Origin of the sequence: Lentzea sp., assembly GCF_036380075.1 — a bacterium.
Taxonomy (GTDB): Bacteria; Actinomycetota; Actinomycetes; order Mycobacteriales; family Pseudonocardiaceae; genus Lentzea.
Genome location: NZ_DASVFL010000210.1, coordinates 1 through 23,909 on the forward strand (window position 1 = coordinate 1; position 23,909 = coordinate 23,909).

Here is a 23,909-nt window from a genome sequence, read left to right on the forward strand (position 1 = left end):
TCCTGGTCGTCGCGCATCGCGGCGGCCAGGCCGTGCTTGGTCACCAGGAAGTTCACGAACCCCTCCACCCAGTCCCGCAGCGCCGCGAACGGCGAGTCCGCCGACGCGAGCAGCGCGGGCCCGGCCTCGGCCAATGCCTCGACCTGGTGCCGGTAGACGGCGATGACGAGGTCCGCGCGCGTCGGGAAGTGCCGGTAGATCGTCCCCATGCCCACGCCCGCCTCGGCGGCGATCTTGCGCACCGGCGCGTCCACGCCGTCGGTCACGAACACCGATGCCGCCGCGTCGAGCAGCGCCTTCTCGTTGCGCCGCGCGTCCGCGCGCTTGCCCGACTCCGCCACCGGCACACCTCTCCCACTCGCGCACTTGCCAAACGGAACAGTGCTCCGTATATTCGGAACCACGCTCCGGTTCGGAGTCTACAACGTTCCACCGCTTCCGAAGAAGGACCCTTCCATGCCTGTGACCAGCACTGCCGTGCCCGCGTTCCGCTCGCCGATCATCAGCGTCAAGCCGGTCGTGCTGCCCACGCCGGACCGCGGTGACGACCTCCAGGTCCGCGTGTCCGCACCGGCGTCCGGCACCGGACTCCCGGTCATCGTGTTCGCGCACGGCTTCAGCCAGTCGATGTCGTCCTACGACCCGCTGGTTGACTTCTGGGCGGGCAACGGCTTCGTCGTCGTCCAGCCCACGTTCCTCGACTCGGTCACCCTCGGCCTCACGCCCGACGACCCGCGCTACCGGGAGATCTCGGCGTTCCGCGTCCAGGACGTGCAGCGCGTCGTCGACGACCTCGACGTCGTGCTCGGCGCGGTCCCCGGGCTCGCCGAACGGGTCGACCGCGACCGCCTGGCCGTCGCCGGGCACTCGTGGGGCGCGCAGACCGTCGGCATGCTTCTCGGCGCGCGCGTTCTCGACGCGGACGGCAAGCCCGGTCCCGACCTGACCGACTCCCGTGTGAAGGCCGGTGTGCTGTTCGCGGCGACCGGGTTCGGCGGCGACGACCTGACGCCGTTCGCGAAGGAGAACTTCGGCTCGTTCATGTCGCCGGACTTCGAGCGGATGGCCACGCCGTTCCTCGCCGTCGCGGGGGACGCGGACCAGTCGATGCTCAGCACCCGCGGCCCCGACTGGTTCACCGACGTCTACCACCACGCCCCCGGCGCGCGCGGCCTGCTCACGCTGGTCGGCGGCGAGCACTCGCTCGGCGGCATCCACGGCTACAACGCCACCGACACCACCGACGAGCGCCCGGAACGGGTCGCGCTGGTCCGCCACGCGGCCTGGGCCTTCCTGCGCGACGCGCTCGGCGTCGACGACCAGGCGTGGAAGCAGGTGCAGGCCGAGGCCTCCCCCGCCGTCGGCCGCGTCGAGACCAGGTAGTCCCCTCAATGACAGAACGCCGGTCACGCGTGCTGCGCGACCGGCGTTCTTCGTGCGTTCGTCAGCCGACCTCGGCCATGACCTCGTCGGACACGTCGAAGTTCGCGAAGACGTTCTGCACGTCGTCGCAGTCCTCCAGCGCGTCGATCAGCTTGAAGATCTTCTTGGCGCCCTCGGCCTCGAGCTGCACCGAGACGGACGGCAGGAAGCTCGACTCCGCCGACTCGTAGTCGATGCCGGAGTCCTGCAGCGCTTTGCGGACCGGGATCAGGTCGCCGGCCTCGGAGACGACCTCGAAGGCCTCGCCCAGGTCGTTGACCTCCTCGGCGCCCGCCTCCAGCACGGCCAGCATGACGTCGTCCTCGGACGTGTCCGCCTTCGGCACGATCACGACGCCCTTGCGGCTGAACATGTACGACACCGAACCGGGGTCGGCCATCGAGCCGCCGTTGCGCGTCATCGCCGTGCGGACCTCGGTGGCGGCGCGGTTGCGGTTGTCCGTGAGGCACTCGATGAGCACCGCGACACCGTTGGGGCCGTAGCCCTCGTACATGATGGTCTGCCAGTCGGCGCCGCCGGCTTCCTCACCACCACCGCGCTTGCGGGCGCGTTCGATGTTGTCCAGCGGCACCGAGTTCTTGCGGGCCTTCTGGATGGCGTCGAACAGCGTCGGGTTGCCGTCGGGGTCACCGCCACCGGTGCGGGCCGCCACCTCGATGTTCTTGATCAGCCGCGCGAAGAGCTTGCCGCGCTTGGCGTCGATGGCGGCCTTCTTGTGCTTGGTGGTCGCCCACTTGGAGTGGCCGCTCATTTCTCCTCCGAACCAGTCGAACCACGAACCATGTCCACGAACAGGCGGTGGACGCGCTCATCGCCCGTGAGCTCCGGGTGGAACGCCGTCGCCAGCACGTTGCCCTGCCTGACCGCGACGATCCTACCGGCGGCATCGCCCGCCTCAGCCGTGACGGGCACCGTAGCGAGCACCTCGACGCCGCCGCCCACCGCCTCCACCCACGGCGCACGGATGAACACGGCGTGCACCTTCTCGCCGCCCAGGTCCAGGTCGGTCTCGAACGAGTCGACCTGCCGCCCGAAGGCGTTCCTCCGCACCGTGACGTCCAAACCGCCGAGCTGGTGCTGGTCCTCGCGCCCGTCGAGCACGGTGTCGGCCAGCAGGATCATGCCCGCGCACGACCCGTAGGCGGGCAAGCCGTCCTTGATCTTGGCCTTCAGCGGCTCCAGCAGCCCGAAGTTGTCGAGCAGCTTGCTCATGGTCGTCGACTCGCCGCCGGGGATGACGATCCCGTCCAGCTCGTCCAGCTCCTCCGCCCTGCGCACGGGCCGCGCCGTGACGTCGCACTGCGCGAGGGACACGAGGTGTTCCTGGACGTCGCCCTGCAGGGCGAGCACACCGATCACGGGAGGGGCAGCGACAACCATGCCTACCAGCATATTCGAGCCTGACCGGGCCACCGGTCAGCGGGCCGGCCGCCCGAGCCAGTCCCGCAGCAGCGCCGTCTCCACCGGCCGCAGCGGAAGGTCGGCCTCCCCCGCCACCGCGGTGTCGAGCGCAGTCGGCGGTGGTGCTGGACCAGCCGCACCAGTCCACCGTCGACGCGCTCACGGCCGCGGCGGCGAGCCACCGCTGACGCGTCAGTCCACCGGGGTCAGCTGCTCCCGGGCGGGGCCGACCGGCTGACGCGACTTCACGTAGCGCCAGCCCAGGAACAGCACCAGGGCGAGGACCGGGATCGACCAGAACGCGATCTTCTCCGCGGTCCCGGCGAACGCCATCTGCCCGATCACCAGCGCGAGGAACGCGAGCGTCCCGTAGGAGGTGTAGGGGGCGCCGGGCATCCGGTACGACGGCCGTTCGATCTCCCCGGCCAGCGCCTTCTTGCGCAGCCGCAGCTGGCAGAAGATGAGCGTCGCCCAGGTCGACACCACGCCGAGGGACGCGATGGCGATGGCGATGTCGAACGCCTCCTTCGGCACGAGGTAGTTGAGCACCACGCCGAGCAGGTAGGCCGATCCCGTGAACAGAATGCCGCCATAAGGCACGTGCCGGGAGTTCATCTTCCCGGTGAACGCGGGCGCCTCGCCCTTCTGCGCCAAAGACCGCAGAATCCGCCCGGTCGAGTAAAGGCCGGAGTTGCACGACGACAATGCGGCGGTGAGCACGACCGCGTTCATGATGTCGCCGACCGCGGGAATGCCGAGCGCGGAGAACACGGTGACGAACGGCGATTCCGTGCCGGTGAAGTGGTCCCACGGCAGCAGCATGGTCAGCAGCAGCACCGAGCCGACGTAGAAGATCGCGATCCGGTACACCACGCCGTTGATGGCGCGCGGCATGATCTTCTCGGGGTCCTTGGTCTCGCCGGCCGCGATGCCGACGAGCTCGATGGCGGAGTACGCGAAGATCACGGCCTGCAGCGTCATCAGCGCCACGCCGAAACCGGCCGGGAACAGGCCGCCGTGGCCGAGGGTGTTGGAGACGGACGCGGTCGTGCCGCCGATGTCCGCGGCGGCGATCACCAGGCCGGTGCCGGTCACCAGGAACACGACGAGGGCCGTGACCTTGACGACCGAGAACCAGAACTCCAGCTCGCCGAAGAGCTTGACGGACAACATGTTGATGGCGATCAGCACGAACAGCGCCACCAGCGCGGTGATCCACTGCGGCAGGTCCGGGAACCACTTGTGCATGTAGATCGCGACTGCGGTGATCTCGGCGATGCCGGTCATCGCCCAGTTGACCCAGTACATCCAGCCGGACGTGAAGCCCGCCCACGGACCGATGAACTCGCGTGCGTACTCGACGAAGCTGCCGGACACGGGACGGTGGAGCACCAGCTCGCCCAGCGCGCGCATGACGAAGAACGCCGCGACACCGCACAACGCGTAGGACAGGATCAGCGACGGCCCCGCCGTGGCGAGGCGTCCGCCCGCGCCCAGGAAGAGGCCGACGCCGATCGCGCCACCGATGGCGATCATCTGCACCTGGCGCTTGCTCAGCGCCTTGGTGTAGCCGTCCGCATCAGTTTCTGCAGAACTCACGAAGAGGTTCCTTCCGAAAACGGAAAAATGCTCGCGTCGGAACCTCCCGCGCCCCGACGCGCCGATGCGTCGGAACCCTAGTGAGTGGCGGTCATCACCAAGAAATCAGTTGGGGAAGCCTTAACGTAAGGGACGTCACAGAGCGCTGCGTTCACGTCCTCCCAAATGTCCTCGACGTGCTCCAATCCCACGGAAATGCGCAGCAAATTGTCCGGAACGCCAGAAGCACGCAGTTCTTCACCCGGAACGAGCCGATGTGTCAAAGCCGAGGGGTGCTCGATCAGCGTGTCGACGGAACCGAGCGACACGGCGGGCGTGACGAGCTGGAGCCGCCGGACGACCTCGGTCGGGTCGCCGTGGACGCCGAACGCGATCATCGCGCCCATCCCCCGCATCTGGCGCGACGCGGACGGGTAGCGCACGAACTCGACGGCGTCGTGCTCCGCGAGCCGGGACGCCAGCACGGCCGCGGACCGGGAGGCCGCCTCGACCCGCAACGGCAGCGTCGCCAGGCCGCGGTGCAGCAGGTAGCCGCCCAGCGGGTGCAGCACGGCGCCGGTGATGATCCTGACCTGCCGCAACGCCGCCGCCCGTTCCTCGGAGCAGGCCACGACGCCGCCGAGCACGTCGCCGTGCCCGCCGAGGTACTTGGTGCCGGAGTGCAGGACGTACGAGGCGCCGTGCAGCGCGGGGTTCTGCAGGACCGGGGTGGCGAAGGTGTTGTCGACCATGACGGGCACGCCGCCGGCCTGGCGCACGACGTGCTCGATGTCGACGAGGTCGAGGTTGGGGTTGGCGGGCGTCTCGACGACGACCAGCCCGGTGTCCGGCCGGATCGCGGAGGACACCAGGCCCGCTTCGACGTAGGTGGTCGTGACACCCAGCAGCCCCGACGACAGCAGGTGGTCGGTGCCGCCGTACAACGGGCGCACCGCGACGACGTGCGGCTTGCCCGCCATCACGCAGGCGGCCTGGACCACAGCGGTCACCGCCGCCATGCCGCTGCCGAACGCCACGGACGTCTCGGTGTGCTCGAGCGCCGCGAGCGCCTGCTCGAACCGGGCCACGGTCGGGTTGTGCAGCCGCGCGTAGACGGGCGAGGTGGCCCGCGCAGCGCCGGTGGCCCAGTCCCCCAGCGCCTGGCCGCCGAGCGCCTGGTCGGGCACGGGGTAGGTGGTGGACAGGTCGATGGGAGGAGCGTGCACGCCGAGCTCCGCGAGGTCGTCGCGGCCGCCGTGCACTGCGATGGTCTCGATGCGCGTCATGGCCCGAATGGTGGAGACTTCCTCGGCAGAGTGGACGAGGAACCGCAGCCGATTCGGTGGGACGGAGAAGAGCCGTGCTGGATTCGATCGACGAGGCCATCGTGCGAGAGCTGCGGAAGGACGCTCGGCTGCAGAACAAGGACCTGGCCGAACGCGTGAACGTCGCGCAGTCGACGGCGGTCGTGCGGCACCGGGCGCTGCGGGAGCGCGGGGTGATCACCGGCTACCACGCCGAGGTCGACCCCGCGGCGGTCGGGCAGCACGTGCAGGCGATGCTCGCGGTGAAGATCCGCCCGCACACCAAGGAGATCGTCGACCCGTTCATGGCCTACGTGCTGTCGCTGCCCGAGACGCTCGCCCTCTCGCACGTGACGGGTCCGGAGGACTTCCTGGTGCACGTCGCGGTGTCGGACGTCGGCCATCTGCAACGGCTCGTGCTCGACAAGTTCACGAGCCGCCGCGAGGTGACGGAAGTGCACACGAACCTGCTCTTCTCGCACGTCCGCAAGCACTAGGCCACGCCGAGGAACCTCAGCCCGGCCGTGGTGGCCGCCGCCAGCACGATCACGGCCACGAACGGCAGCTTCCGCCACGCCGCGAGTCCGCCGGCCACGACACCGGCCGCGAGCGCCCAGCCGCCGAAGGACTTGCCGTTCGTCAGCGCGGAGACGGCGACGAGTGCCAGCAGCAGCACGGTCGCGCTGGCCGAGATGATCTCGCGGACCCGGTCGGGCAGGGTGACGCGGTCGCGCAGCAGCGGGCCGGCGATGCGGATCGCGAACGTGCCCGCGGCGAGGATCAGGACTGCGGTGACGGGCACGGTTCCTCCTTCTTGCTGGTGCTCCGGAACGCGACGAGCCCGGCGAGCGCCAGCAGCACCGGCACCCCGGCGGGCAGGAACGGCGTGGTCGCGAGCGCGATCACGGCTCCGGTGAGCGCGGCGTTGCGGGTGGCGGCGTCCTTGAGGGCGGGCAGGGTGAGCGCGAGCATCGCCGCCGGGAAGGCCGCGTCGAGCCCGAACGTCATCGGGTCGCCGATCGCCTGGCCCGCCAGCGCGCCGACGAGCACGCCGGTGTTCCAGGTGAAGAACAACGTGACGCCGCACGCCCAGTAGGCCGCCCTCGCGCGTGCGGGGTCCTTCTGCGCCATCGCGAAGGCCGTGGACTCGTCGATCAGCAGGTGGCTGCCGACGATCCGCGCGAGCCAGCCGTTGCCCAGCACGTCCCCGACCGCGAGGCCGAACGGCAGGTGGCGCGCGTTGAGCACGAGCCCGGCGAGCACCGCGGCGGCGGGGCTGCCCCCGGCGGCGACCACGCCCACGGCCATGAACTGCGAGCCGCCCGCGAAGATCAGCAGCGACATCAGCACCGGCATCCACCACGGCAGGCCGGAGCCGACCGAGATCGCGCCGAACGAGGCACCGGTCACCGCGGCGCCGAGTGCGACCGCGGCGACGTCACGCAGCAGCACGGAATCAAGGGTTCGCCATATCGAACGCATCACCCGATACGATGAACACCACACCCCGTGTTCGTCAAGCCGAACGGATGGTCTTCTGTGTCGAACGCACCACTCGACCTCATCGCGGCCAACCTCCGGCGCGAGCGCGACCGCACCGGCCTGTCGCTGTCCGAAGTCGCGAAGAAGGCCGGCATCGCGAAGTCGACGCTCTCGCAACTGGAGTCCGGCGCGGGCAACCCCAGCGTCGAGACCCTGTGGGCGCTCGGCGTGGCGCTGGGCGTGCCGTTCAGCAGCCTCGTCGAACCCGCCGTGCCGCGCGTGCAGGTGATCCGCGCGGGCGAGGGCCCGGTCATCCACTCCGAACGCGCGCACTACTCCGCGACGCTGCTCGCCGCGTGCCGTCCGGGCACGAAGCACGACATCTACTGGATGACCCTCGAACCCGGCGGTGCCCGCGAGTCCGAGCCGCACGTGCCGGGCAGCGTCGAACACATGGTCGTGGCGTCGGGGCGCTGCCTGGCGGGACTCGCGGACGACCCGGTGGAGCTCGGCCCCGGCGACTACATCGTCTACCCCGGCGACCTGCCGCACGTCTGCAAGGCGCTGGAACCCGGGACGACCGCGGTGATGGTCATGGAACACACCGTTTAGCAGTCTTTGAGCACCCCTTGGCCGAAGTTCCTTACCCCGCTTGACGGTTTCGCCTCCGATCCGGCGCCGCCACGCTGAAGAGCGTGAGGAAAACCCGAGGGGGAACCGTGAAGACCGCCGCTCGTCCTGCCCTGGTCGTGGCCGCCGCCCTGGCGCTGTCCGGTGTCACCGCGGGCAGCGCGGCCGCTGCGGGCGTCGACGTCGTCAGCTCGTACACGTGCGTCACCTCGACAGGGCAGACCGTGCCCGTCGGCGTCCACTTCGGCGGCGGCCTGCCCGACGACGTCGGACGCAACGGCGTGTCGTACGCGCAAGCCGCGTTCGTCGACCTGGACCTGGACATCGCGAGCCTGGTGAGCGGCCGGGTCGACGGCGACAGCACGGCCGTGGTCGAGGCGTGGACCACCGGCCCGGACAAGAAGCAGGTCCAGGGCCACCTCCAGTTCGCGGCCACCCAGGACACTCCGTGGCTGCACGCGGCCGGTGGGCTGGACGCGCTGTACCTCAACCCCGCCGGCACCTACCAGGTGCGCCTCGGCGCGGTGTCGATGTCGTTGCGCCCCAAGGCTTCCGACGGCTCCGCGCTCCCGCCCGTGGACGCCCGGTGCACCCCGGCCGGCGGCGACTCGGTCGTGCTGGGGTCGATCCAGTCCTTCGGCCTGATCGCCGACCGGCCGCTGCGGCCGTACTCGCTCGCGGTGACCTCGGCCACGGCGACCACCGCGACGCTGACTTGGGAGGCCGAACGCTGGTGGAAGCCGACGGCCTACTACGAGGTCTACGTCAACGACACCGTGGTCGCGAAGCCGGTGGACAAGCAGGTGACCCTGACCGGGCTGGTGCCCGACGGCCAGTACCGGGTGAAGGTCGTGACCCGCGACACGACGGGCAGCGCCTCGCTGAAGAGCGCGGGCCTGGTGTTCTCCACCGAGCCCGCCTAGGGCCTGTGTCGACGTCCATGTTCGCGACAGCCGGGCCTGAGGCGGCCCCTGGGGGCACGGCCGGACGACCCACGTACAACACCGGTACGCGGGTCGTCCGGCCGCACCGCCAGGAACCACCTCAGGCGCGGCTCTCATCGAACGGGACGTCGACACAGGCCCTAGGTGTTTCTTCCCACTTCACCGTATAGCAGACGGGGGGCCTTGCCACAAGACCCAGGGCGTGCCGCAGACTCATCGTCCTAAGCCGGCACAAGGGCGCTGTGGGGAGCACGTGGGTTACGAAGAAGAACTGCAGTCCGAGCGTGAATACGTGGCCGACCTGTACGCACGGCTCGATGGCGAACGTGCGCGTGTGAAGGCCGCCTACCAGTCCGCGCTGGGTGGCACCGGCGCGACCGCGATGGACCGTGACAACGAGGTGCGCGCCCGGCACCGTGAGATGAAGCGCCTGAACGTGGCCGACTACGGCCTGTGCTTCGGCCGGCTGGACGGCCTCGACGGCGGCGTCTCCTACATCGGCAGGATCGGCCTGTTCGACGAGTTCGACGACTTCGAGCCGGTGCTGCTGGACTGGCGCGCACCGGCCGCGCGGCCGTTCTACACCGCGACCGGCGCCACCCCGGAGGGCCAGCGCCGCCGCCGCCAGTTCCTGACGCGCCGCCGCTCGGTCGCCGGGTTCACCGACGAGGTGTTCGGCAAGCTCGGCGAGGAGCAGGGCGACGTGGCCCTGCTGGAGGCGTTGAACGCGCCGCGCGGCGAGGGCATGCGCGACATCGTGGCGACCATCCAGTCCGAGCAGGACGCGATCATCCGGCTCGACCACCCCGGTGTGCTGGTGATCGAGGGCGGTCCCGGCACCGGCAAGACGGTCGTGGCGCTGCACCGCGTCGCGTACCTGATGTACACGCAACGCGAACGCATGGAACGCCACGGCGTGCTCGTCGTGGGCCCGAACCCGGCGTTCCTCAACCACATCGGGCGCGTGCTGCCGTCGCTGGGCGAGTCGGACGTGGTGTTCTCGACCGCGGGCACGCTGCTGCCGGGCCTGGTCGCGACCGCGGAGGACGCGCCGGACGTCGCGCGGCTCAAGGGGTCGCTGAAGATGGTCGAGGTGCTCAAGGCGGCCGTCGCGTCGTTGCAGCGCCTGCCGTCCGAGCCGATCCCGATCGGCATCAAGGACGTCGTCGTGCCGATCACCGCCGACGTCGCCGAGTGGGCCCGGCAGGAGGCGCGCGACAGCGGCCTGCCGCACAACGAGGCCCGCAGGGTGTTCCGCGAGATCCTCACCTACGTGCTGACCGAGCGGGCGATCGGCCGGATCGGCAAGGGCTGGATGTCGCGGTCGGACAAGCCGGCCTGGGAGGAGATGCGCGCGGGACTGACGCACGACCTCGCCGACGACGACTCGTTCCTCGCGGCCCTGGACGCGCTGTGGCCGGTGCTGACGCCGTTCGAGCTGCTGTCGTCGCTGTACGCGTCACCCGGCCTGCTGGCGGAGACGGGCGGCGACCCGTCGTTGCACCGCCCGGCCGGCGCACCGTGGACCGTGGCGGACGTGCCGCTGCTCGACGAGCTGCACGACCTGCTGGGCAAGGACGGCACCGAGCAGGCCGTCGACCGGGCAGAGGCCGCCGAACGCGCGCAGGAAGCCCGGTACGCCTCCGAGGTGCTCGACGGCATGGCGGGCCGCTTCGACCACATGGACGACGAGGACCACCTCTTCGCCTCGGACATGCTGTTCGCCGAGGACCTGGCCGAGCGCTTCGAGGACCACGACCAGCGCACGATGGTGGAACGCGCCGCCGCCGACCGTTCCTGGACCTACCGGCACGTGGTGGTCGACGAGGCGCAGGAACTGTCCGAAATGGACTGGCGGGTGCTGATGCGCCGCTGCCCCGGCCGTTCCTTCACGGTGGTGGGCGACCTGGCGCAACGCCGTGCCCCGGCGGGCGCCACGTCGTGGGCCGAGATGCTGGACCCGTACGTGGCGGGCCGCTGGCAGTACCGCTCCCTGACGGTCAACTACCGCACGCCCGCCGAGATCATGGCCGTCGCGGCGCGCGTGCTGGCGGAGTTCGCACCGGACGTGCAGGCGCCGGAGTCGGTGCGCTCCAACGGCGTCGAGCCGTGGTCGCGCCGGGTGACTCCCGCCGAGCTGCCCGCCGCCATCGAGGAGTTCTCGGTGGCGGAGAAGGACTTCGAGGGCACCAGCGTCGTGATCGGGCCGCCCGGCGTGCCCGGCACCGTGCCCGCGGCGGAGACCAAGGGCCTGGAGTACGACTCGGTGCTCGTCGTCGAACCGGAGCGGATCCTGGCGGAAGGACCGCGCGGGGCGGCGGAGCTGTACGTGGCGCTGACCCGTGCCACGCAACGACTCGGCGTCCTACATGTCAATGATTTGCCCACTCCGCTGGCCGATCTCTCCCCTAAAGGTTGTCCCGTAATGATCGAGAGTCGTGGCGGGTCAAGGGTGGTCGCGGTGTCCCCTGCGACCGGTGGTCGTTCAGCCGGTCATGGCCAGGTTGCGCATCTGGGCGATGCCTCGGGTGGCGTGCCAGACGCCGTCGCGTTTGCGGCGGCAGTTGCGCAGGATGTTCCAGGACTTCATGTGCGCAAGAGCGTGCTCGACCCGTGCACGGACGCTCTTGTGGACGGTGTTGAGGTCTTCTTTCCATTGCGGCAACGGCGGTTGCCCCTTCCGGGGTTTGCGGTAGGGCATGATCACCTCGGGGTTGCCCTGGTAGCCGCCGTCGGCCATCACGTTCGCGCCCCGGCACTGCTGATCGACACCGGAGTCGGTGTAGGCGCGGCAGTCGTTGCGATTGCCGGGTGCGGGATCGCCGACCGCGACGACCAGGCGGGTGTTGGCGTCGATGACGACCTGCATGTTCACCGAGTACCGGTAGTTCTTCGACGACGCGGAGATGGACCGGTCGTGGGTCGGTACCAGGGTGCCGTCCACGATCAGCACGGTGTCCGGGCTGTGCCGGCGGGTCACCGGCGCGAGCGCCAGCAGCGGCGCCAGGTGGTCCACCACGCGGCCCGCGGCGGACTTCGAGATCCCGAACAGCAGCGCGACCTGCCGGAACGTCAGATTCGTCCGGTAGTACATCGCCACCAGCAACACCCGATCCGCCAGCGACAAGCCCCACCGCCGACCGGTGCCGGTCTGCTCGCCACCCCGGCGGGCCACGACCCGCACGAGCGTGCGAAACACCGGTACCGACAAGCCCGTGAACACCGGCACCCACTCCGACCGCTCCGCGCTGATCACCCGATCCACACCAAGATCATCGATCGCGCCGAGACGGCGTTACGGGACAACCTTTAGGCTCGTTCCTTCGAACCACGGGGGAAACGATGACCAGACCACCACACAGACCGGAGCAACCGGATAACCCTTATGCGCCACCGCGAGGCCCCACCCGGCCGATCGGCAGCCACGAGGTGCCCGAGCCGTTCCTCGCGGTCGCACCACCGGGAGAGCCCGGCTCGGGCCTGAAGATCGTCGCCGTGCTGGCGGTGTTCGCACTGCTGCTCGGCGGCGCGATCTTCTGGCTGTCGACCAAGGACACCATCCACTTCAGCGCCGCCACCAACCCCGCGCCACCGCGCGTCACGGTGAGCGAGCCGCTACCGCCCCTCGCGGTGCCCGGCGACTGCGTGGCGCTGTCCGGGTCGAACACCGCACCGGGCTTCCGGAAGGTCGAGTGCGGCAAGCACAACTACACGGTCGCCAGCGTCACGGAGTTGCCGGACGTGGACGAGAAGTGCGACGCGCAGACCGGCGGGTACGCGCGGTACACCGAGATCGCCGGGCTGAGGTCCGTCCAGGTGTGCCTGATCCCGGTTCTCGTCGACGGCGAGTGCTACGACGTCTTCTCCACCGGCACGCAGGCGGCACTCCCGAAGACGGCGTGCGGAGGCCCCGGCGCCGTGCGGGTGAAGGTGCTCGCGAACACCGCCGACAAGGCGGCGTGCGGCCCTGGCGTGGTGATGGCGTTCTCCTACCCGGAGACGAAGACGACGAACTGCTTCTTCAAGTAGGCGAAAGGGGCGCATCCCGCGGGATGCGCCCCTTTTCTCGTTCTGGTGCCTACCAGCCGCGCTCGGCCAGGCGGTGCGGCTCCGGCACGTCCTCGACGTTGATGCCGACCATGGCCTCGCCGAGACCGCGCGAGACCTTGGCGATGACGTCCGGGTCGTCGTGGAAGGTGGTGGCCTTCACGATGGCCTCGGCGCGCTGGGCCGGGTTGCCGGACTTGAAGATGCCGGAGCCGACGAACACGCCCTCGGCGCCGAGCTGCATCATCATCGCGGCGTCGGCCGGGGTCGCGATGCCGCCGGCGGTGAAGAGCACGACGGGGAGCTTGCCGTTCTGGGCGACCTCGCGCACCAGCTCGTACGGCGCCTGGAGCTCCTTGGCGGCCACGTACAGCTCGTCCTCGGGCAGGTTCTGCAGGCGGCGGATCTCCTGGCGGATCTTGCGCATGTGCGTGGTGGCGTTGGAGACGTCACCGGTGCCGGCCTCGCCCTTGGAGCGGATCATGGCCGCGCCCTCGGTGATGCGGCGCAGGGCCTCGCCCAGGTTCGTCGCACCGCACACGAAGGGGACCGTGAAGGCCCACTTGTCGATGTGGTTGGCGTAGTCGGCCGGGGTGAGCACCTCGGACTCGTCGATGTAGTCGACGCCGAGCGAGGCGAGGACCTGGGCCTCGACGAAGTGGCCGATGCGGGCCTTCGCCATCACCGGGATCGAGACGGCGTTGATGATCCCGTCGATCAGGTCGGGGTCGCTCATGCGGGCGACGCCGCCCTGCGCGCGGATGTCCGCGGGAACGCGCTCCAGCGCCATGACGGCGACGGCGCCCGCGTCCTCCGCGATCTTCGCCTGCTCGGCGTCGACCACGTCCATGATGACGCCGCCCTTGAGCATCTCGGCCATGCCGCGCTTGACGCGGGCGGTGCCCGTGACCTGATCAGTGCTCACCGGGGCAACCTTTCACGAGGGGAAGTCTTGGTGAACTCACGGTACGACCGCTGTGGCACCCTCACCCAAGCCACTGGCGCGCCGTTTCGGAAGGCCACTTTCACGATCAACGCAGGTAGGTGACGCCCATCACGCAGAGGTGGTGTGAACGCCGGTCGTCGACCGGATGGGTTCGCGGGGTTGTCCGGGACCGTCAACGGGTGTGAGATCGGACACTACGACTTGACGGAGGTCGCCATGGGAAGCAAGCACTCCGACAACGGTTCACCGGCAGGCGCGGTCGCTGTGGACGACCCGGCCAAGGTCCGCAACGTCGTGCTCGTGGGCCCGTCCGGCGCGGGCAAGACGACGCTCACCGAGGCCCTGCTCGCCACCACGGGCGTGCTCACCCGTGCCGGTTCGGTCACCGAGGGCACCACGGTCTGCGACCACGACCCGGCGGCCGTGCGACAACAGCGGTCGGTGGGCCTCGCGGTCGCACCGGTCCAGCACGGGGACATCAAGATCAACCTGATCGACACCCCCGGATACGTCGACTTCGTGGGTGAGCTGAGGGCGGGACTGAGGGCCGCGGACGCGGCCCTCTTCGTCGTCAACGCCTTCGAGGGCGTCGACGCCGCCACCGTCGCGTTGTGGGAGGAGTGCGCGCTCGTCGGCATGCCACGCGCCGTCGTCATCACACGCACCGACCACCACCGTGCGAACTTCACCAACGAGGTCATCGAGTGCCAGGCCGCGTTCGGGGCGGGCGTCGTCCCGTTGTACATGCCCGAGAACGGCGCACTCGTCGGCCTGCTGACGTCCGGTGAGAACTACCCGGACGAACGCGCGGCGCTGATCGAGGGGATCATCGCCGAGAGCGAGGACGAGACCCTCATGGACCGCTACCTGGCGGGCGAGGAGATCGACCAGGACACGCTCATCACCGACCTCGAGACCGCCGTCGCCCGTGGCTCGTTCCACCCGGTGATGCCCGTGTGTGCCGCGACCGGCATGGGGTTGGTCGAGCTGTTGGACGGCATCGCGCGTGCGTTCCCGTCACCGTTGGAGCACGAAGTCCCGTCCGTGACCTCCGTGGACGGCATCCCCCAACCGCGCATGGCCGTCGACCCGGACGGGCCACTCGTGGCCGAGGTGGTCCGCACAGCGGTGGACTCCTACGTCGGCCGCGTGTCGCTGGTCCGCGTCTTCTCCGGAACCCTGCGTCCCGAACGTCCCGTGCACGTCTCCGGCCACGGCATGGCCGACCGCGGCCACGAGGACCACGACGCCGACGAACGCATCGCCCACGTCTACTCGCCGCTGGGCGCCTCCCTGCGCGAGGTCCCCTACTGCGTCGCCGGCGACCTGTGCGCCCTCACGAAGCTCTCCACCGCCGAGACCGGCGACACCGTCTCGGCCCCCGACCAGCCGCTGCTGATGTCGCCGTGGGACATGCCGGAACCCCTGCTGCCCGTCGCCGTCGTCCCCCGCACCCGCAGCGACGAGGACAACCTGGCCCGCAACCTCAACCGCCTCGTCGCGAGCGACCCGACCCTGCGCCTGGACCGCAACGCCGAGACCCACCAGATGGTGCTGTGGTGCATGGGCGAGGCCCACGCCGACGTCGTCCTCGCCCGGCTGCGCGCCGGCGGGGCGGAGATCGACACCGAGCCGGTCCGCGTGCCGTTCCGCGAGACCTTCGCCGGCCCGGCGAAGGGCCACGGCCGGCATGTCAAGCAGTCCGGCGGCCACGGCCAGTACGCCGTGTGCGACATCGTGGTGGAACCGCTGCCGCGCGGCGCGGGCTTCGAGTTCGTCGACAGGATCGTCGGCGGCGCGATCCCGAACCAGTTCATCCCGTCCGTGGAGAAGGGCGTGCGCGCCCAGCTGGAGAAGGGCCTGCACGACGGCACCCCTGTCGTCGACGTCCGGGTCACCCTCGTCGACGGCAAGGCGCACTCGGTCGACTCCTCGGACGCGGCGTTCCAGATGGCGGGCTCGCTCGCGTTGAGGGAGGCCGCCTCCGCCGGCCGGACCCGGTTGCTGGAGCCGGTGGACGAGGTCGCGATCCGGTTGCCCGACGAGCACCTCGGGACCGTGCTCGGCGACCTGTCGGGACGGCGCGGGCGGGTGCTCGGCACGGAGGCCGACGAGGGCGGGCGGACGGTGGTCCGGGCCGAGGTGCCCTCGTCGGAGCTGCTGCGGTACGCGATCGAGCTGCGGGCGCTGACCTCGGGGACCGGGACGTTCACGCGCCGGTTCTCGCGGTACGACCCGCTGCCGGAGGCGTTGGCGGCACGCGCCGCGAGGTAGGTGCGGGGGCGGGCCGCGTGCGACCCGCCCCTGCTCCTGTCACGTGTTCTGCGGGAACCCCAGGTTCACGCCGCCGTGCGACGGGTCGAGCCACCGCGAGGTGACCACCTTCGACCGCGTGAAGAAGTGCACGCCGTGCGGCCCGTAGGCGTGCGAGTCGCCGAACAGCGACTCCTTCCACCCGCCGAACGAGTAGTAGGCGACGGGAACGGGGATCGGCACGTTCACGCCGACCATCCCGACCTCGACCTCGTTCTGGAACCGCCGTGCCGCGCCGCCGTCGTTGGTGAAGATGGCGGTGCCGTTGCCGTACCGGTTCTCGTTGACCAGCGCGACGGCCTCGTCGTAGGTGCCGCAGCGCACGACCGACAGCACCGGGCCGAAGATCTCGTCGGTGTAGATCGTCATCTCTCGGCCGACGCGGTCGAACAGGGTCGGGCCGAGCCAGAACCCGCCCTCCTCGCCGTCGATCGGGTGGTCGCGGCCGTCGACCTCCAGCACGGCGCCCTCGGCGACGCCGGTGTCCAGATAGGACGTCACCTTGTCGCGGTGCGCGCCGGTGACCAGGGGTCCCATCTCGCAGGCGGCACCCGAACCCACCTTGACGTCGGCGATCCGGGACTTGATCTTCTCGACCAGCGGGTCGGCGGACGAGCCGACGGCCACGACGACCGAGATCGCCATGCAGCGCTCCCCCGCCGAGCCGAAGCCCGCGGACACCGCGGCGTCCGCGGCCAGGTCGAGGTCGGCGTCGGGCAGGACGACCATGTGGTTCTTGGCGCCGCCCAGCGCCTGCACGCGCTTGCCGTGCGCCGTGCCGGTCTCGTAGACGTAGCGGGCGATCGGGGTGGAGCCGACGAACGAGATCGCCTTCACCGTCGGGTGTTCGAGCAGCCGGTCGACGGCCACCTTGTCGCCGTGCACGACGTTCAGGACGCCGTCCGGCAGGCCCGCCTCGGCGAACAGCTCGGCGAGGAAGACCGACGCGGACGGGTCCTTCTCCGACGGCTTGAGCACCACCGCGTTGCCGCAGGCGATGGCGGTCGGCACGAACCACAGCGGCACCATCGCCGGGAAGTTGAACGGCGAGATCACGCCGACCACGCCGACGGGCTGCTGGATCGAGTAGACGTCCACGCGCGTCGAGGCGTTCTCGCTGAAGCCGCCCTTGAGCAGCTGGGGGATGCCGCACGCGTACTCGACCGACTCCAGCGCCCGCTGGATCTCGCCACCCGCGTCCGGCACGACCTTGCCGTGCTCCGCGGAGACGATCTCCGCGAGGTCTCCCTTGCGGTCGTCGAGCAGCTCGCGGAACTTGAACATCACCGACGACCGCTGCGCCAGGGAGGCGTTGCGCCAGGACGCAAACGCTTCCGCGGCCACGTTGACGGCTTCGTCCACTTCGGACACCGACGCGAACGCGACCTGCGTGGCCACCTTGCCGGTGGTCGGGTCGTAGACGTCACCGGTGCGTTCCGGCTCGCCGTCCCAGGACCTTCCGCCGATCCAGTGCCTGATCAGGTTCGGGGCGTTGGTCATGCGCGTTCCACCGCCTGCGCCAGGATGCCCAGTGCCTCGTCCAGCTCGTCCTCGGTCAGCGTCATCGGCGGCGCGATCCGGATCACGTTGCCGTACAGGCCCCCCTTGCCGACCAGGAGCCCGAGCTTCTTCGACTCGGCCAGCACGGTCGCGGCCGCGCCGGCGTTCGGTTCGCCCTCCGGGCCGACGAACTCGACGCCGACCATCAGGCCCTTGCCGCGCACGTCGCCGATCACCGGGTGCTTCTCCGCCAGCTCCCGCAGCCCGCCGAGCAGGCGGGAGCCGAGCTTGGCCGCGTTGGCCTGGAGGTCGTGGTCCAGCAGGTAGTTCACGGTCGCGAGCGCGCCCGCCGTGGAGATCGGGTTGCCGCCGAAGGTGGAGATCGAGTTGGCGTTGATGGAGTCCATCAGGTCGCCGCGCGCGACCACGCCGCCGATCGCGAGCCCGTTGCCGAGGCCCTTGGCGAACGTCATGGCGTCCGGCACCACGTCGTGCGCCTGGATGCCCCAGAAGTGCTCGCCGGTGCGGCCCCAGCCGGTCTGCACCTCGTCGGAGACGAAGAGGATGCCGTACTCGTCCAGCACGTCCTTGAACGCGCGGAACAGGCCGTCGGGCGGCGAGGTGAAGCCGCCGACGCCCTGGATCGGCTCGGCGATCATGCACGCGACGTCACCGGACGTGGTGGTCTCGATGATCTCGCGCAGGTCGTCGACGCAGGCCTTGATGTAGTCCTTGTCGTCGAGGTCGCGGAACGGGCTGCGGTAGCGGTAGCCGCCGTGCACCCAGCTGACCTTGATCGGCGAGAGCGCGGACGCCGACCAGCCGCGGTTGCCCGTGATGGCGATCGTGGCGAACGCGCGGCCGTGGTAGCTGTTGCGCAGGGCCAGCACCTGTTCGCTGCGGCGGGCCTGGGTGGCGAGCATCAGCGCGGTCTCGTTGGCCTCGGTGCCGGAGTTGGTGAAGAACACCTTGGCGTCCGGGATGCCGCTCAGCTCCGCGATCTTCTCGGCGAGCTCGACCTGCGACCTGATGAGGTAGAGCGTCGAGCTGTGCAGGACGCCGGTGTCGAGCTGGGAGCGGATGGCGTCGCTGATCTCGGCGACGTCGTAGCCGATGGCGTTGGTCAGGATGCCGGCGAAGAAGTCGAGGTAGGTCGTGCCCTCGCGGTCGGTGACCCGGCGCCCGCCGGCGCTCGCGATCTCGATGGGCTCGTCGTAGTAGAGGGCCATCCACTTCGGCAGCACCGCGCGGTGTCGTGCCAGCAGCTCCTCGTGGGCCATCACGTCCTCCAGGGGTCGCGCTCCTGACTCGCGAGTCTGCTGGGGCACGGGGTCCGCCGCCATGCACAACCTGTACCCGGATCGGCTGGTGGGCATTACGTTGTGTCCATGTACCCGACGGTCGCGGAAGTGGTCGCTCTCCCGGTGATCCGGCAGGGCAAGCCGCGTCTGGTGGCCGGATCGGCCGGACTGTCGCGCCGCGTCCGCTGGGTGCATGTGGCGGAGATCGCAGACATCGCACCGCTGCTGCGCGGCGGCGAACTGGTGCTGACGACGGGCGTGATGCTGCCCGAGTCCGGCCTCGCCCGGTACGTCGAGGAGCTGGCCGCCGTCGGCTGCGCCGGGCTGGTCGTCGAGCTGGGGCGGCGGTGGCGCGACGACGTGCCCACGGCCCTGGTCACCGAGGCGGAACGGCACGGGTTGCCGCTGGTCACGCTGACGGAGGAGACGAAGTACGTCGCCGTGACCGAGGCGGTCGTCGGACTCATCGTGGACGCCCAGCTGGCCGAGCTGCGGGCCGCGGAGCAGGTGCACGAGACGTTCACGGCACTCACGGTCGCCGGCGCCGAACCGGCCGAGGTACTGCGCGAGGTCGCCCGCACGTCCGGGCTGCCGGTCGTGCTGGAGACGCTCGGGCACGACGTGCTCGCCTACGACGCGGCGGGGCACGACCCCGTGACGTTGCTGGACGACTGGGCGGCGCGCTCGCGGGCCGTCACGGTGTCCGACCGGACCGCCTACGACACCACGTCCGGCTGGTTGATCACGATCGTCGGCGCCCGCGGCGCGGACTGGGGCCGGCTCGTGCTCGTGTCACCGGAACCGCCGCCGCACCGGCACGTCGTCGTCGCCGAACGCGCCGCCTCGGCGCTGGCCGTGCACCGGCTGGTGGCGCGGGACCGCGAGTCGCTCGAACGGCAGACGCACCGCACGTTGCTCGCCCAGCTGCTGGGCCAGTCGCCGTCGGCACCGGACCTCGGCGCGCGGGCGGCGGCGCTGGGCGTGCCGCTGGAACGGCGGCAGCTCATCGGCGTGGCGATCCGGCCGGTGTCGGTGCTCCAGGGGCAAACGCTTGCCACGCAAGAGGTCCTGCGCGACCTGGCCGAGGCCACGGCGCTGGCGGGACGGCGGGTGACCGTCGCCGCACTGGTCGGCGTCGTGGACGACACGTCGGTGCGCGCACTGCTGTCGGTGCCGGTGACCGTTGGCGTGGAGGGGGTTCTGCGCAAGGTCGCGCGCGAGGTCCACCGGACGGCCGCGTCCGCCGTGGTGATCGCCGTGGGCACGACCGTGACGTCCACAACGGACGTTCGCCGGACGCTGGGCGAGGCCGCGCACGTGGCGGGAGCGGCGCTGCGGGCGCCGGGATCGCAGCTGTACCACCGGCTCGACGACGTGCGGCTGCGCGGCCTGCTGCACCTGCTGCGCGACGACGAGCGGATGCGGGCGTTCGCGGACCGCGAGCTGGGTCCGTTGCTGGCCCGCGACACCGCGCAGGGCTCCCGGCTGGTGGAGCTGCTGCGGTGCCTGTGCGAGAACGGCGGCAACAAGTCGGCGGCCGCGGCGGCGGCGCACCTGTCGCGCACCGCGTACTACCAGCAGCTGGCGCGGATCGAACAGGTCCTCGGCGTCTCGCTGGAGGACCCGGAGTCGGTGCTCTCGCTGTACGTCGCGCTCCTGGTGCACGAAATGGGCCCGTGAAGGCGGCGTGGCCCGGAACGTCGGCTGGGTAATTCACGCTCAGCAGGACGCCTCGCGGCACCGCCCCCGCACCCCCGTACGTCCAGTACGACGGCGCGGGGGCGGCACCACGATGCGCCCGTCTGACCGCGAATTCGCCCGGCGACGTCCCGGGCCACACCGCCACGGGCCCATTTTCGACGTGCGACTCAGCCGTTGATCGTCGGCAGCACGCCCGACAGCACGGCCGGGTTCGGGACGGCGGCGGGCGCCGGGAGGGCGGCCGGCGTCGGCAGGCCCGCCGCGGACGGGACCGGCGCGCGCACGGAACCGAGGTGCGTGTTGCCGCCGTGGGCCTCGGGGGTCTTCACCGCGGGCAGGCCGGGGGTGGCGGGCAGCGAGCGCTCCTGGGCGATGCCCGGCAGGGCGGGGACGGGCAGGTCGCTCGCGACCGGCGCGCCGACGTGCGGCAGCTGCACGGCACTGGCGGCCTCGAGCGGGTTGGCGAGCTGCGTGGCACCGGGGACGAGCTGGCCGGCACCGACCTCGGGGAGGCCGCCGTTCAGCTGCGGCACCTCCGCGGCGTTGGCGGCGCCCGCGAGCAGCGGGGCCGCACCGGCGGCGAGGAGAGCGGCGGCGCGGAACAGTCCGGAACGAGACACGTTTTTCCTCAATCTGCTTTTCGGGGGACCGATCTTCGATTTCATCGGCGCGTTCGGTTCGAGAATTAACCCGCTCGATCGGGTGTTCAGGGCTTGAACCTGACGCCACGGGAGGTCCTACGGTCGTCGTGTGACCCGTTGGAGCATCGGTGACCTGGCCAAAGCGAGTGGACTCACCGTCCGCACGCTGCACCACTACGACGAGATCGGACTGGTCGTCGCCTCCGAGCGCACGGCCTCCGGTCACCGTCGGTACACCCCGGACGACGTACGTCGCCTCTATCAGGTGAGATCGCTGCGCCAGCTGGGGTTGTCGCTGGAGGAGGTCCGATCGGCACTGTCCCGTTCGGACTCGTTGCGGCCTTTGTTCGAGGCCCAACTCGCCGCGCTGAACGCCCAGGCGCGGCAGGTGGAGGCGTTGCGGTCCCGGCTCACCGCGTTGCTGGACGGGCACACCACCGAGTCCCTTCTGTCCACTTTGGAGATGATGTCCGTGTACGAGAGCTACTTCACCGCCGACCAGCTCGACGACCTGAGGTCGCGCGCGGCGGCGATGGGCCCCGAGGCCGTGGAGGGGCTGAAGGCGTCCTGGCTGGAGCTGGTCGAGCAGCTGCGGCAGCACATGACCGACGGCACTCCCGCGTCCGACCCGCGCGTGGTCGAGCTCTCCCGCCAGTGGGACGCGCTCGGCGCCAGCTTCACCGGCGGCGACCCGGCGATCCAGGCAGCGGCGCAGAAGTCGTGGAACGAGAACAAGGCGGCGATCAGCTCGCAGATCGGCTGGGCCTCGGACGACGGCCTGGTCGAGTACGTGAACCGGGCACGCGCGTCGCGGTGACCTGAAAGAGCGTTTCTGGGCAAACGCTGTTCGTCTACGCTGGCAGGCCTTCCACGAGCAGGGGGCCATGCGTGACACAACCTCCGCCGCCGGGCGTAAGACCCCACGTCCAGAACGGCATCGACAACAGCACGGTCAGCGGCCATGTCGTTCAAGCAGGGGCGATTTACGGCGGTGTGCACTACTACAACGTCAACGCTCCTGCTCCGCAGCCCGCGGCTCCCGCGCACTGGCCTGTCCAGGTGCCGCACGCCCCCGTGCCGCCTCGCGCGGGTGCCGGGGCGATCGTCACCAAGTGGGTGCTCGGTCTTCTGCCGGTGTTCCTCTGCTCCGTGGTCATCGGTGGTGTCGCCGACCAGATCGCGTCCAGGTCGAACATCGGCGTGCGGCTGTCGATCGCAGTGGTGGTCCTCGCACTGGGCATGGCGGTGACCACCGTGTGCGCGGCGGTCACGAACCGCGGCGTCGCCGACCTGCTCGCCTCGCTCGTCGACAAGGTGACGCCACGCCAGTTGGCGGCACTGTCCGCCCAGGCTCTGATCATCCTGTTCTGCTGCATCTCCACGTTGTGGGTCGCCGGTCTCACCACGGAGGTCGTGGAACGCGATCCGGCAAGGCACGCCGGCGCGACCGGGGCATTGGTCTTCCTCTCCCTGTTCGCCGTCCTCGTGGGCCGGCTGATCGCACGCCGTCGAGGACCACGCACGAACCGGGCACGCGCGTCGCGGTGACCTGAGAGGGTGTCGTCATGTCCGCTGACGACGACGCCCGCCGCCTGCAAGCCGCCAACCCCTCCGGGTGGTTCGAAGACCTCTACGCGGAGGCCGACGCCGGCACGGCCTCCGTCCCGTGGGACAAGGCGGAACCGCAACCGCACCTCGTCGAGTGGGCCTCCGGAGCCGACGGCACCGGCAGGACGGCGCTCGTCGTGGGCTGCGGTTACGGCCGCGACTCGGAGTTCCTGGCGTCGCTGGGCTACGAGGTGACGGCCTTCGACATCTCCCCCACCGCGATCGCCGCCGTCCAGGCCCGCCACCCGGACTCGGTGGTCACCTACGTGGCCGCCGATCTGCTCGACCCGCCCGCCGAGTGGCACCGGGCGTTCGACCTGGTCGTCGAGAACATGACCGTCCAGGCGCTGCCCGTCGACCTGCACGCGCGGGCCATCGGGCAGGTGGCGTGGCTGACCGGTTCGACGTTGCTGGTGCTCGCCGTGGCCCGTGAGGAGGGTCCCGCACCGGACGGGCCGCCGTGGCCCCTGACGCCGTCCGAGATCACCGCGTTCGGCACCGGCGGCCTCTCGCCGGTGGAGGTGCGGCGTGACGAGGCCCGCTGGACCGCCGAGTTCTCGCGCCAAGTGGCCATGAACTGACCACTTATGACGCACTTCCGCCACTTAGCGTGAATCATGCTCGTTCGTCGGATGGTCGCCCGCCTGCTCGACTGGCTGCTGGTGCTGGTCGTGGTGTGGCCGTTGGTCCACGAACCCGTGCTCGTGGTGCTCTGCGCGGTCGTGTATGACGCACTGCTGCTGCGCCTGAACACCATCGGGAAGGTCCTCACGGGACTGAGGGTCGTGGGCCCCGCGTCCGGCTTCGACCACCGACGGGCACTGGCCCGCACCCTCGTCACGACCGCGCTCCCCGGCGCGGGCGCGGTTCTCGTGCTGACGGGGCTGGGCTGGCGGGAGCCGGCGCTGGTGGCGGGCCTCGGCTGGCAGCAGCCGTGGGTCGTCGCCGGCGAGCACCTGCCCGTCGGCTCGTCGGGCTGGCTTGAGCCGTTGCTCCTGGTCAGCGGGCTGGCGATGCTCATGTTGACCGCGGTGGAGTCGCTGGACCTGCGGGGCACGCGGACGTGGCAC

The 23,909-nt window shown here is 70.6% G+C and carries 23 protein-coding genes and 1 pseudogene; 12 read left to right on the forward strand and 12 right to left on the reverse strand.

Annotated elements, in window-relative coordinates:
* On the reverse strand, positions 1 to 341 hold a 341-nt coding region (locus tag VF330_RS23195; protein ID WP_330853762.1), incomplete at its 3' end, for a helix-turn-helix domain-containing protein.
* A gap of 115 nt (positions 342 to 456) precedes the next feature.
* Here VF330_RS23195 and VF330_RS23200 point away from each other — a divergent pair.
* The gene (locus VF330_RS23200; RefSeq protein WP_330853763.1) at positions 457 to 1,383 is read left to right on the forward strand and encodes an alpha/beta hydrolase family protein; all 927 of its coding nucleotides are present in this window, start codon (positions 457 to 459) and stop codon (positions 1,381 to 1,383) included.
* Between the two features lie 61 nt (positions 1,384 to 1,444).
* Here the strand turns inward: VF330_RS23200 and VF330_RS23205 are convergent, their stop codons facing one another.
* The 4 genes from VF330_RS23205 to VF330_RS23220 form a co-directional block, all read right to left on the reverse strand.
* Entirely contained in the window at positions 1,445 to 2,194 is a 750-nt protein-coding gene (locus VF330_RS23205) for a YebC/PmpR family DNA-binding transcriptional regulator (protein ID WP_330853764.1), read from the reverse strand.
* Positions 2,191 to 2,823: a pyridoxal 5'-phosphate synthase glutaminase subunit PdxT gene (gene pdxT / locus VF330_RS23210; protein WP_330853765.1), complete on the reverse strand. Its 633-nt coding sequence runs from the start codon at positions 2,821 to 2,823 to the stop codon at positions 2,191 to 2,193. Before pdxT ends, VF330_RS23205 begins: the two co-directional genes overlap by 4 nt.
* A 213-nt stretch (positions 2,824 to 3,036) precedes the next feature.
* The gene (locus VF330_RS23215) at positions 3,037 to 4,380 is read right to left on the reverse strand and encodes an amino acid permease (protein ID WP_330853782.1); all 1,344 of its coding nucleotides are present in this window, start codon (positions 4,378 to 4,380) and stop codon (positions 3,037 to 3,039) included.
* A gap of 140 nt (positions 4,381 to 4,520) precedes the next feature.
* Positions 4,521 to 5,708 carry a trans-sulfuration enzyme family protein gene (locus VF330_RS23220; RefSeq protein WP_330853766.1) on the reverse strand — a complete coding sequence of 396 codons (1,188 nt, stop codon included), beginning with the start codon at positions 5,706 to 5,708 and terminating at the stop codon, positions 4,521 to 4,523.
* A gap of 74 nt (positions 5,709 to 5,782) precedes the next feature.
* On the opposite strand from VF330_RS23220, the gene VF330_RS23225 reads away from it, so the two are divergent.
* Complete coding sequence (locus VF330_RS23225) at positions 5,783 to 6,223, forward strand: Lrp/AsnC family transcriptional regulator (protein ID WP_330853767.1); 441 nt, start codon at positions 5,783 to 5,785, stop codon at positions 6,221 to 6,223.
* On the opposite strand, the gene VF330_RS23230 is transcribed toward VF330_RS23225, so the two are convergent.
* Together VF330_RS23230 and VF330_RS23235 are read right to left on the reverse strand one after the other, a co-directional pair.
* Positions 6,220 to 6,528, reverse strand: coding sequence for an AzlD domain-containing protein (locus VF330_RS23230; RefSeq protein ID WP_330853768.1), 309 nt, complete (start codon positions 6,526 to 6,528; stop codon positions 6,220 to 6,222). The two genes, VF330_RS23225 and VF330_RS23230, sit on opposite strands and share 4 nt — an antisense overlap.
* Positions 6,507 to 7,208 (reverse strand): AzlC family ABC transporter permease, encoded by a 702-nt coding sequence (locus VF330_RS23235; RefSeq protein WP_330853769.1) that lies wholly within the window; start codon positions 7,206 to 7,208, stop codon positions 6,507 to 6,509. The genes VF330_RS23230 and VF330_RS23235 overlap by 22 nt, the downstream gene beginning before the upstream one ends.
* 57 nt (positions 7,209 to 7,265) lie before the next feature.
* On the opposite strand from VF330_RS23235, the gene VF330_RS23240 reads away from it, so the two are divergent.
* From VF330_RS23240 to helR, 3 genes and pseudogenes are all read left to right on the forward strand, one after another.
* Positions 7,266 to 7,820 carry an XRE family transcriptional regulator gene (locus VF330_RS23240; RefSeq protein WP_330853770.1) on the forward strand — a complete coding sequence of 185 codons (555 nt, stop codon included), beginning with the start codon at positions 7,266 to 7,268 and terminating at the stop codon, positions 7,818 to 7,820.
* Positions 7,821 to 7,927: 107 nt separating this feature from the next.
* Entirely contained in the window at positions 7,928 to 8,761 is an 834-nt protein-coding gene (locus tag VF330_RS23245) for a fibronectin type III domain-containing protein (RefSeq protein WP_330853771.1), read from the forward strand.
* A gap of 274 nt (positions 8,762 to 9,035) precedes the next feature.
* Positions 9,036 to 11,192 (forward strand): annotated as a pseudogene (gene helR / locus VF330_RS23250) (RNA polymerase recycling motor ATPase HelR); the annotation flags it as partial.
* 75 nt (positions 11,193 to 11,267) lie between these two features.
* On the opposite strand, the gene VF330_RS23255 reads toward helR, so the two are convergent.
* Positions 11,268 to 12,047, reverse strand: a complete 780-nt coding sequence (locus VF330_RS23255; RefSeq protein WP_330853783.1) for a transposase — start codon at positions 12,045 to 12,047, stop codon at positions 11,268 to 11,270.
* Positions 12,048 to 12,211: 164 nt separating this feature from the next.
* Between VF330_RS23255 and VF330_RS23260 the strand changes: the two genes are divergently transcribed.
* Positions 12,212 to 12,811 carry an LppU/SCO3897 family protein gene (locus tag VF330_RS23260; protein ID WP_330853772.1) on the forward strand — a complete coding sequence of 200 codons (600 nt, stop codon included), beginning with the start codon at positions 12,212 to 12,214 and terminating at the stop codon, positions 12,809 to 12,811.
* A 49-nt stretch (positions 12,812 to 12,860) separates the two neighbouring features.
* Here VF330_RS23260 and pdxS read toward each other — a convergent pair whose 3' ends face one another.
* On the reverse strand, positions 12,861 to 13,754 hold the full coding sequence (pdxS, locus tag VF330_RS23265; RefSeq protein ID WP_330853773.1) for a pyridoxal 5'-phosphate synthase lyase subunit PdxS: 894 nt from the start codon (positions 13,752 to 13,754) through the stop codon (positions 12,861 to 12,863).
* A 237-nt stretch (positions 13,755 to 13,991) separates the two neighbouring features.
* On the opposite strand from pdxS, the gene VF330_RS23270 reads away from it, so the two are divergent.
* Entirely contained in the window at positions 13,992 to 16,049 is a 2,058-nt protein-coding gene (locus VF330_RS23270) for an elongation factor G-like protein EF-G2 (protein WP_330853774.1), read from the forward strand.
* Between the two features lie 39 nt (positions 16,050 to 16,088).
* Here VF330_RS23270 and VF330_RS23275 read toward each other — a convergent pair whose 3' ends face one another.
* Both VF330_RS23275 and VF330_RS23280 read right to left on the reverse strand, forming a co-directional pair.
* The gene (locus tag VF330_RS23275; RefSeq protein WP_330853775.1) at positions 16,089 to 17,588 is read right to left on the reverse strand and encodes a CoA-acylating methylmalonate-semialdehyde dehydrogenase; all 1,500 of its coding nucleotides are present in this window, start codon (positions 17,586 to 17,588) and stop codon (positions 16,089 to 16,091) included.
* Positions 17,585 to 18,868, reverse strand: a complete 1,284-nt coding sequence (locus VF330_RS23280; protein WP_330853784.1) for an aspartate aminotransferase family protein — start codon at positions 18,866 to 18,868, stop codon at positions 17,585 to 17,587. Before VF330_RS23280 ends, VF330_RS23275 begins: the two co-directional genes overlap by 4 nt.
* 108 nt (positions 18,869 to 18,976) lie before the next feature.
* On the opposite strand from VF330_RS23280, the gene VF330_RS23285 reads away from it, so the two are divergent.
* The gene (locus tag VF330_RS23285) at positions 18,977 to 20,569 is read left to right on the forward strand and encodes a PucR family transcriptional regulator (RefSeq protein WP_330853776.1); all 1,593 of its coding nucleotides are present in this window, start codon (positions 18,977 to 18,979) and stop codon (positions 20,567 to 20,569) included.
* Positions 20,570 to 20,757: 188 nt separating this feature from the next.
* On the opposite strand, the gene VF330_RS23290 is transcribed toward VF330_RS23285, so the two are convergent.
* Entirely contained in the window at positions 20,758 to 21,210 is a 453-nt protein-coding gene (locus VF330_RS23290; RefSeq protein ID WP_330853777.1) for a hypothetical protein, read from the reverse strand.
* A gap of 130 nt (positions 21,211 to 21,340) precedes the next feature.
* On the opposite strand from VF330_RS23290, the gene VF330_RS23295 reads away from it, so the two are divergent.
* The 4 genes from VF330_RS23295 to VF330_RS23310 all read left to right on the forward strand — a co-directional run.
* Positions 21,341 to 22,048: a MerR family transcriptional regulator gene (locus VF330_RS23295; RefSeq protein WP_330853778.1), complete on the forward strand. Its 708-nt coding sequence runs from the start codon at positions 21,341 to 21,343 to the stop codon at positions 22,046 to 22,048.
* 71 nt (positions 22,049 to 22,119) lie between these two features.
* On the forward strand, positions 22,120 to 22,779 hold the full coding sequence (locus VF330_RS23300) for a hypothetical protein (RefSeq protein ID WP_330853779.1): 660 nt from the start codon (positions 22,120 to 22,122) through the stop codon (positions 22,777 to 22,779).
* 17 nt (positions 22,780 to 22,796) lie between these two features.
* Positions 22,797 to 23,420 carry a class I SAM-dependent methyltransferase gene (locus VF330_RS23305; protein WP_330853780.1) on the forward strand — a complete coding sequence of 208 codons (624 nt, stop codon included), beginning with the start codon at positions 22,797 to 22,799 and terminating at the stop codon, positions 23,418 to 23,420.
* Between the two features lie 36 nt (positions 23,421 to 23,456).
* The coding region (locus VF330_RS23310; RefSeq protein ID WP_330853781.1) for a hypothetical protein at positions 23,457 to 23,909 on the forward strand (453 nt) is incomplete at its 3' end.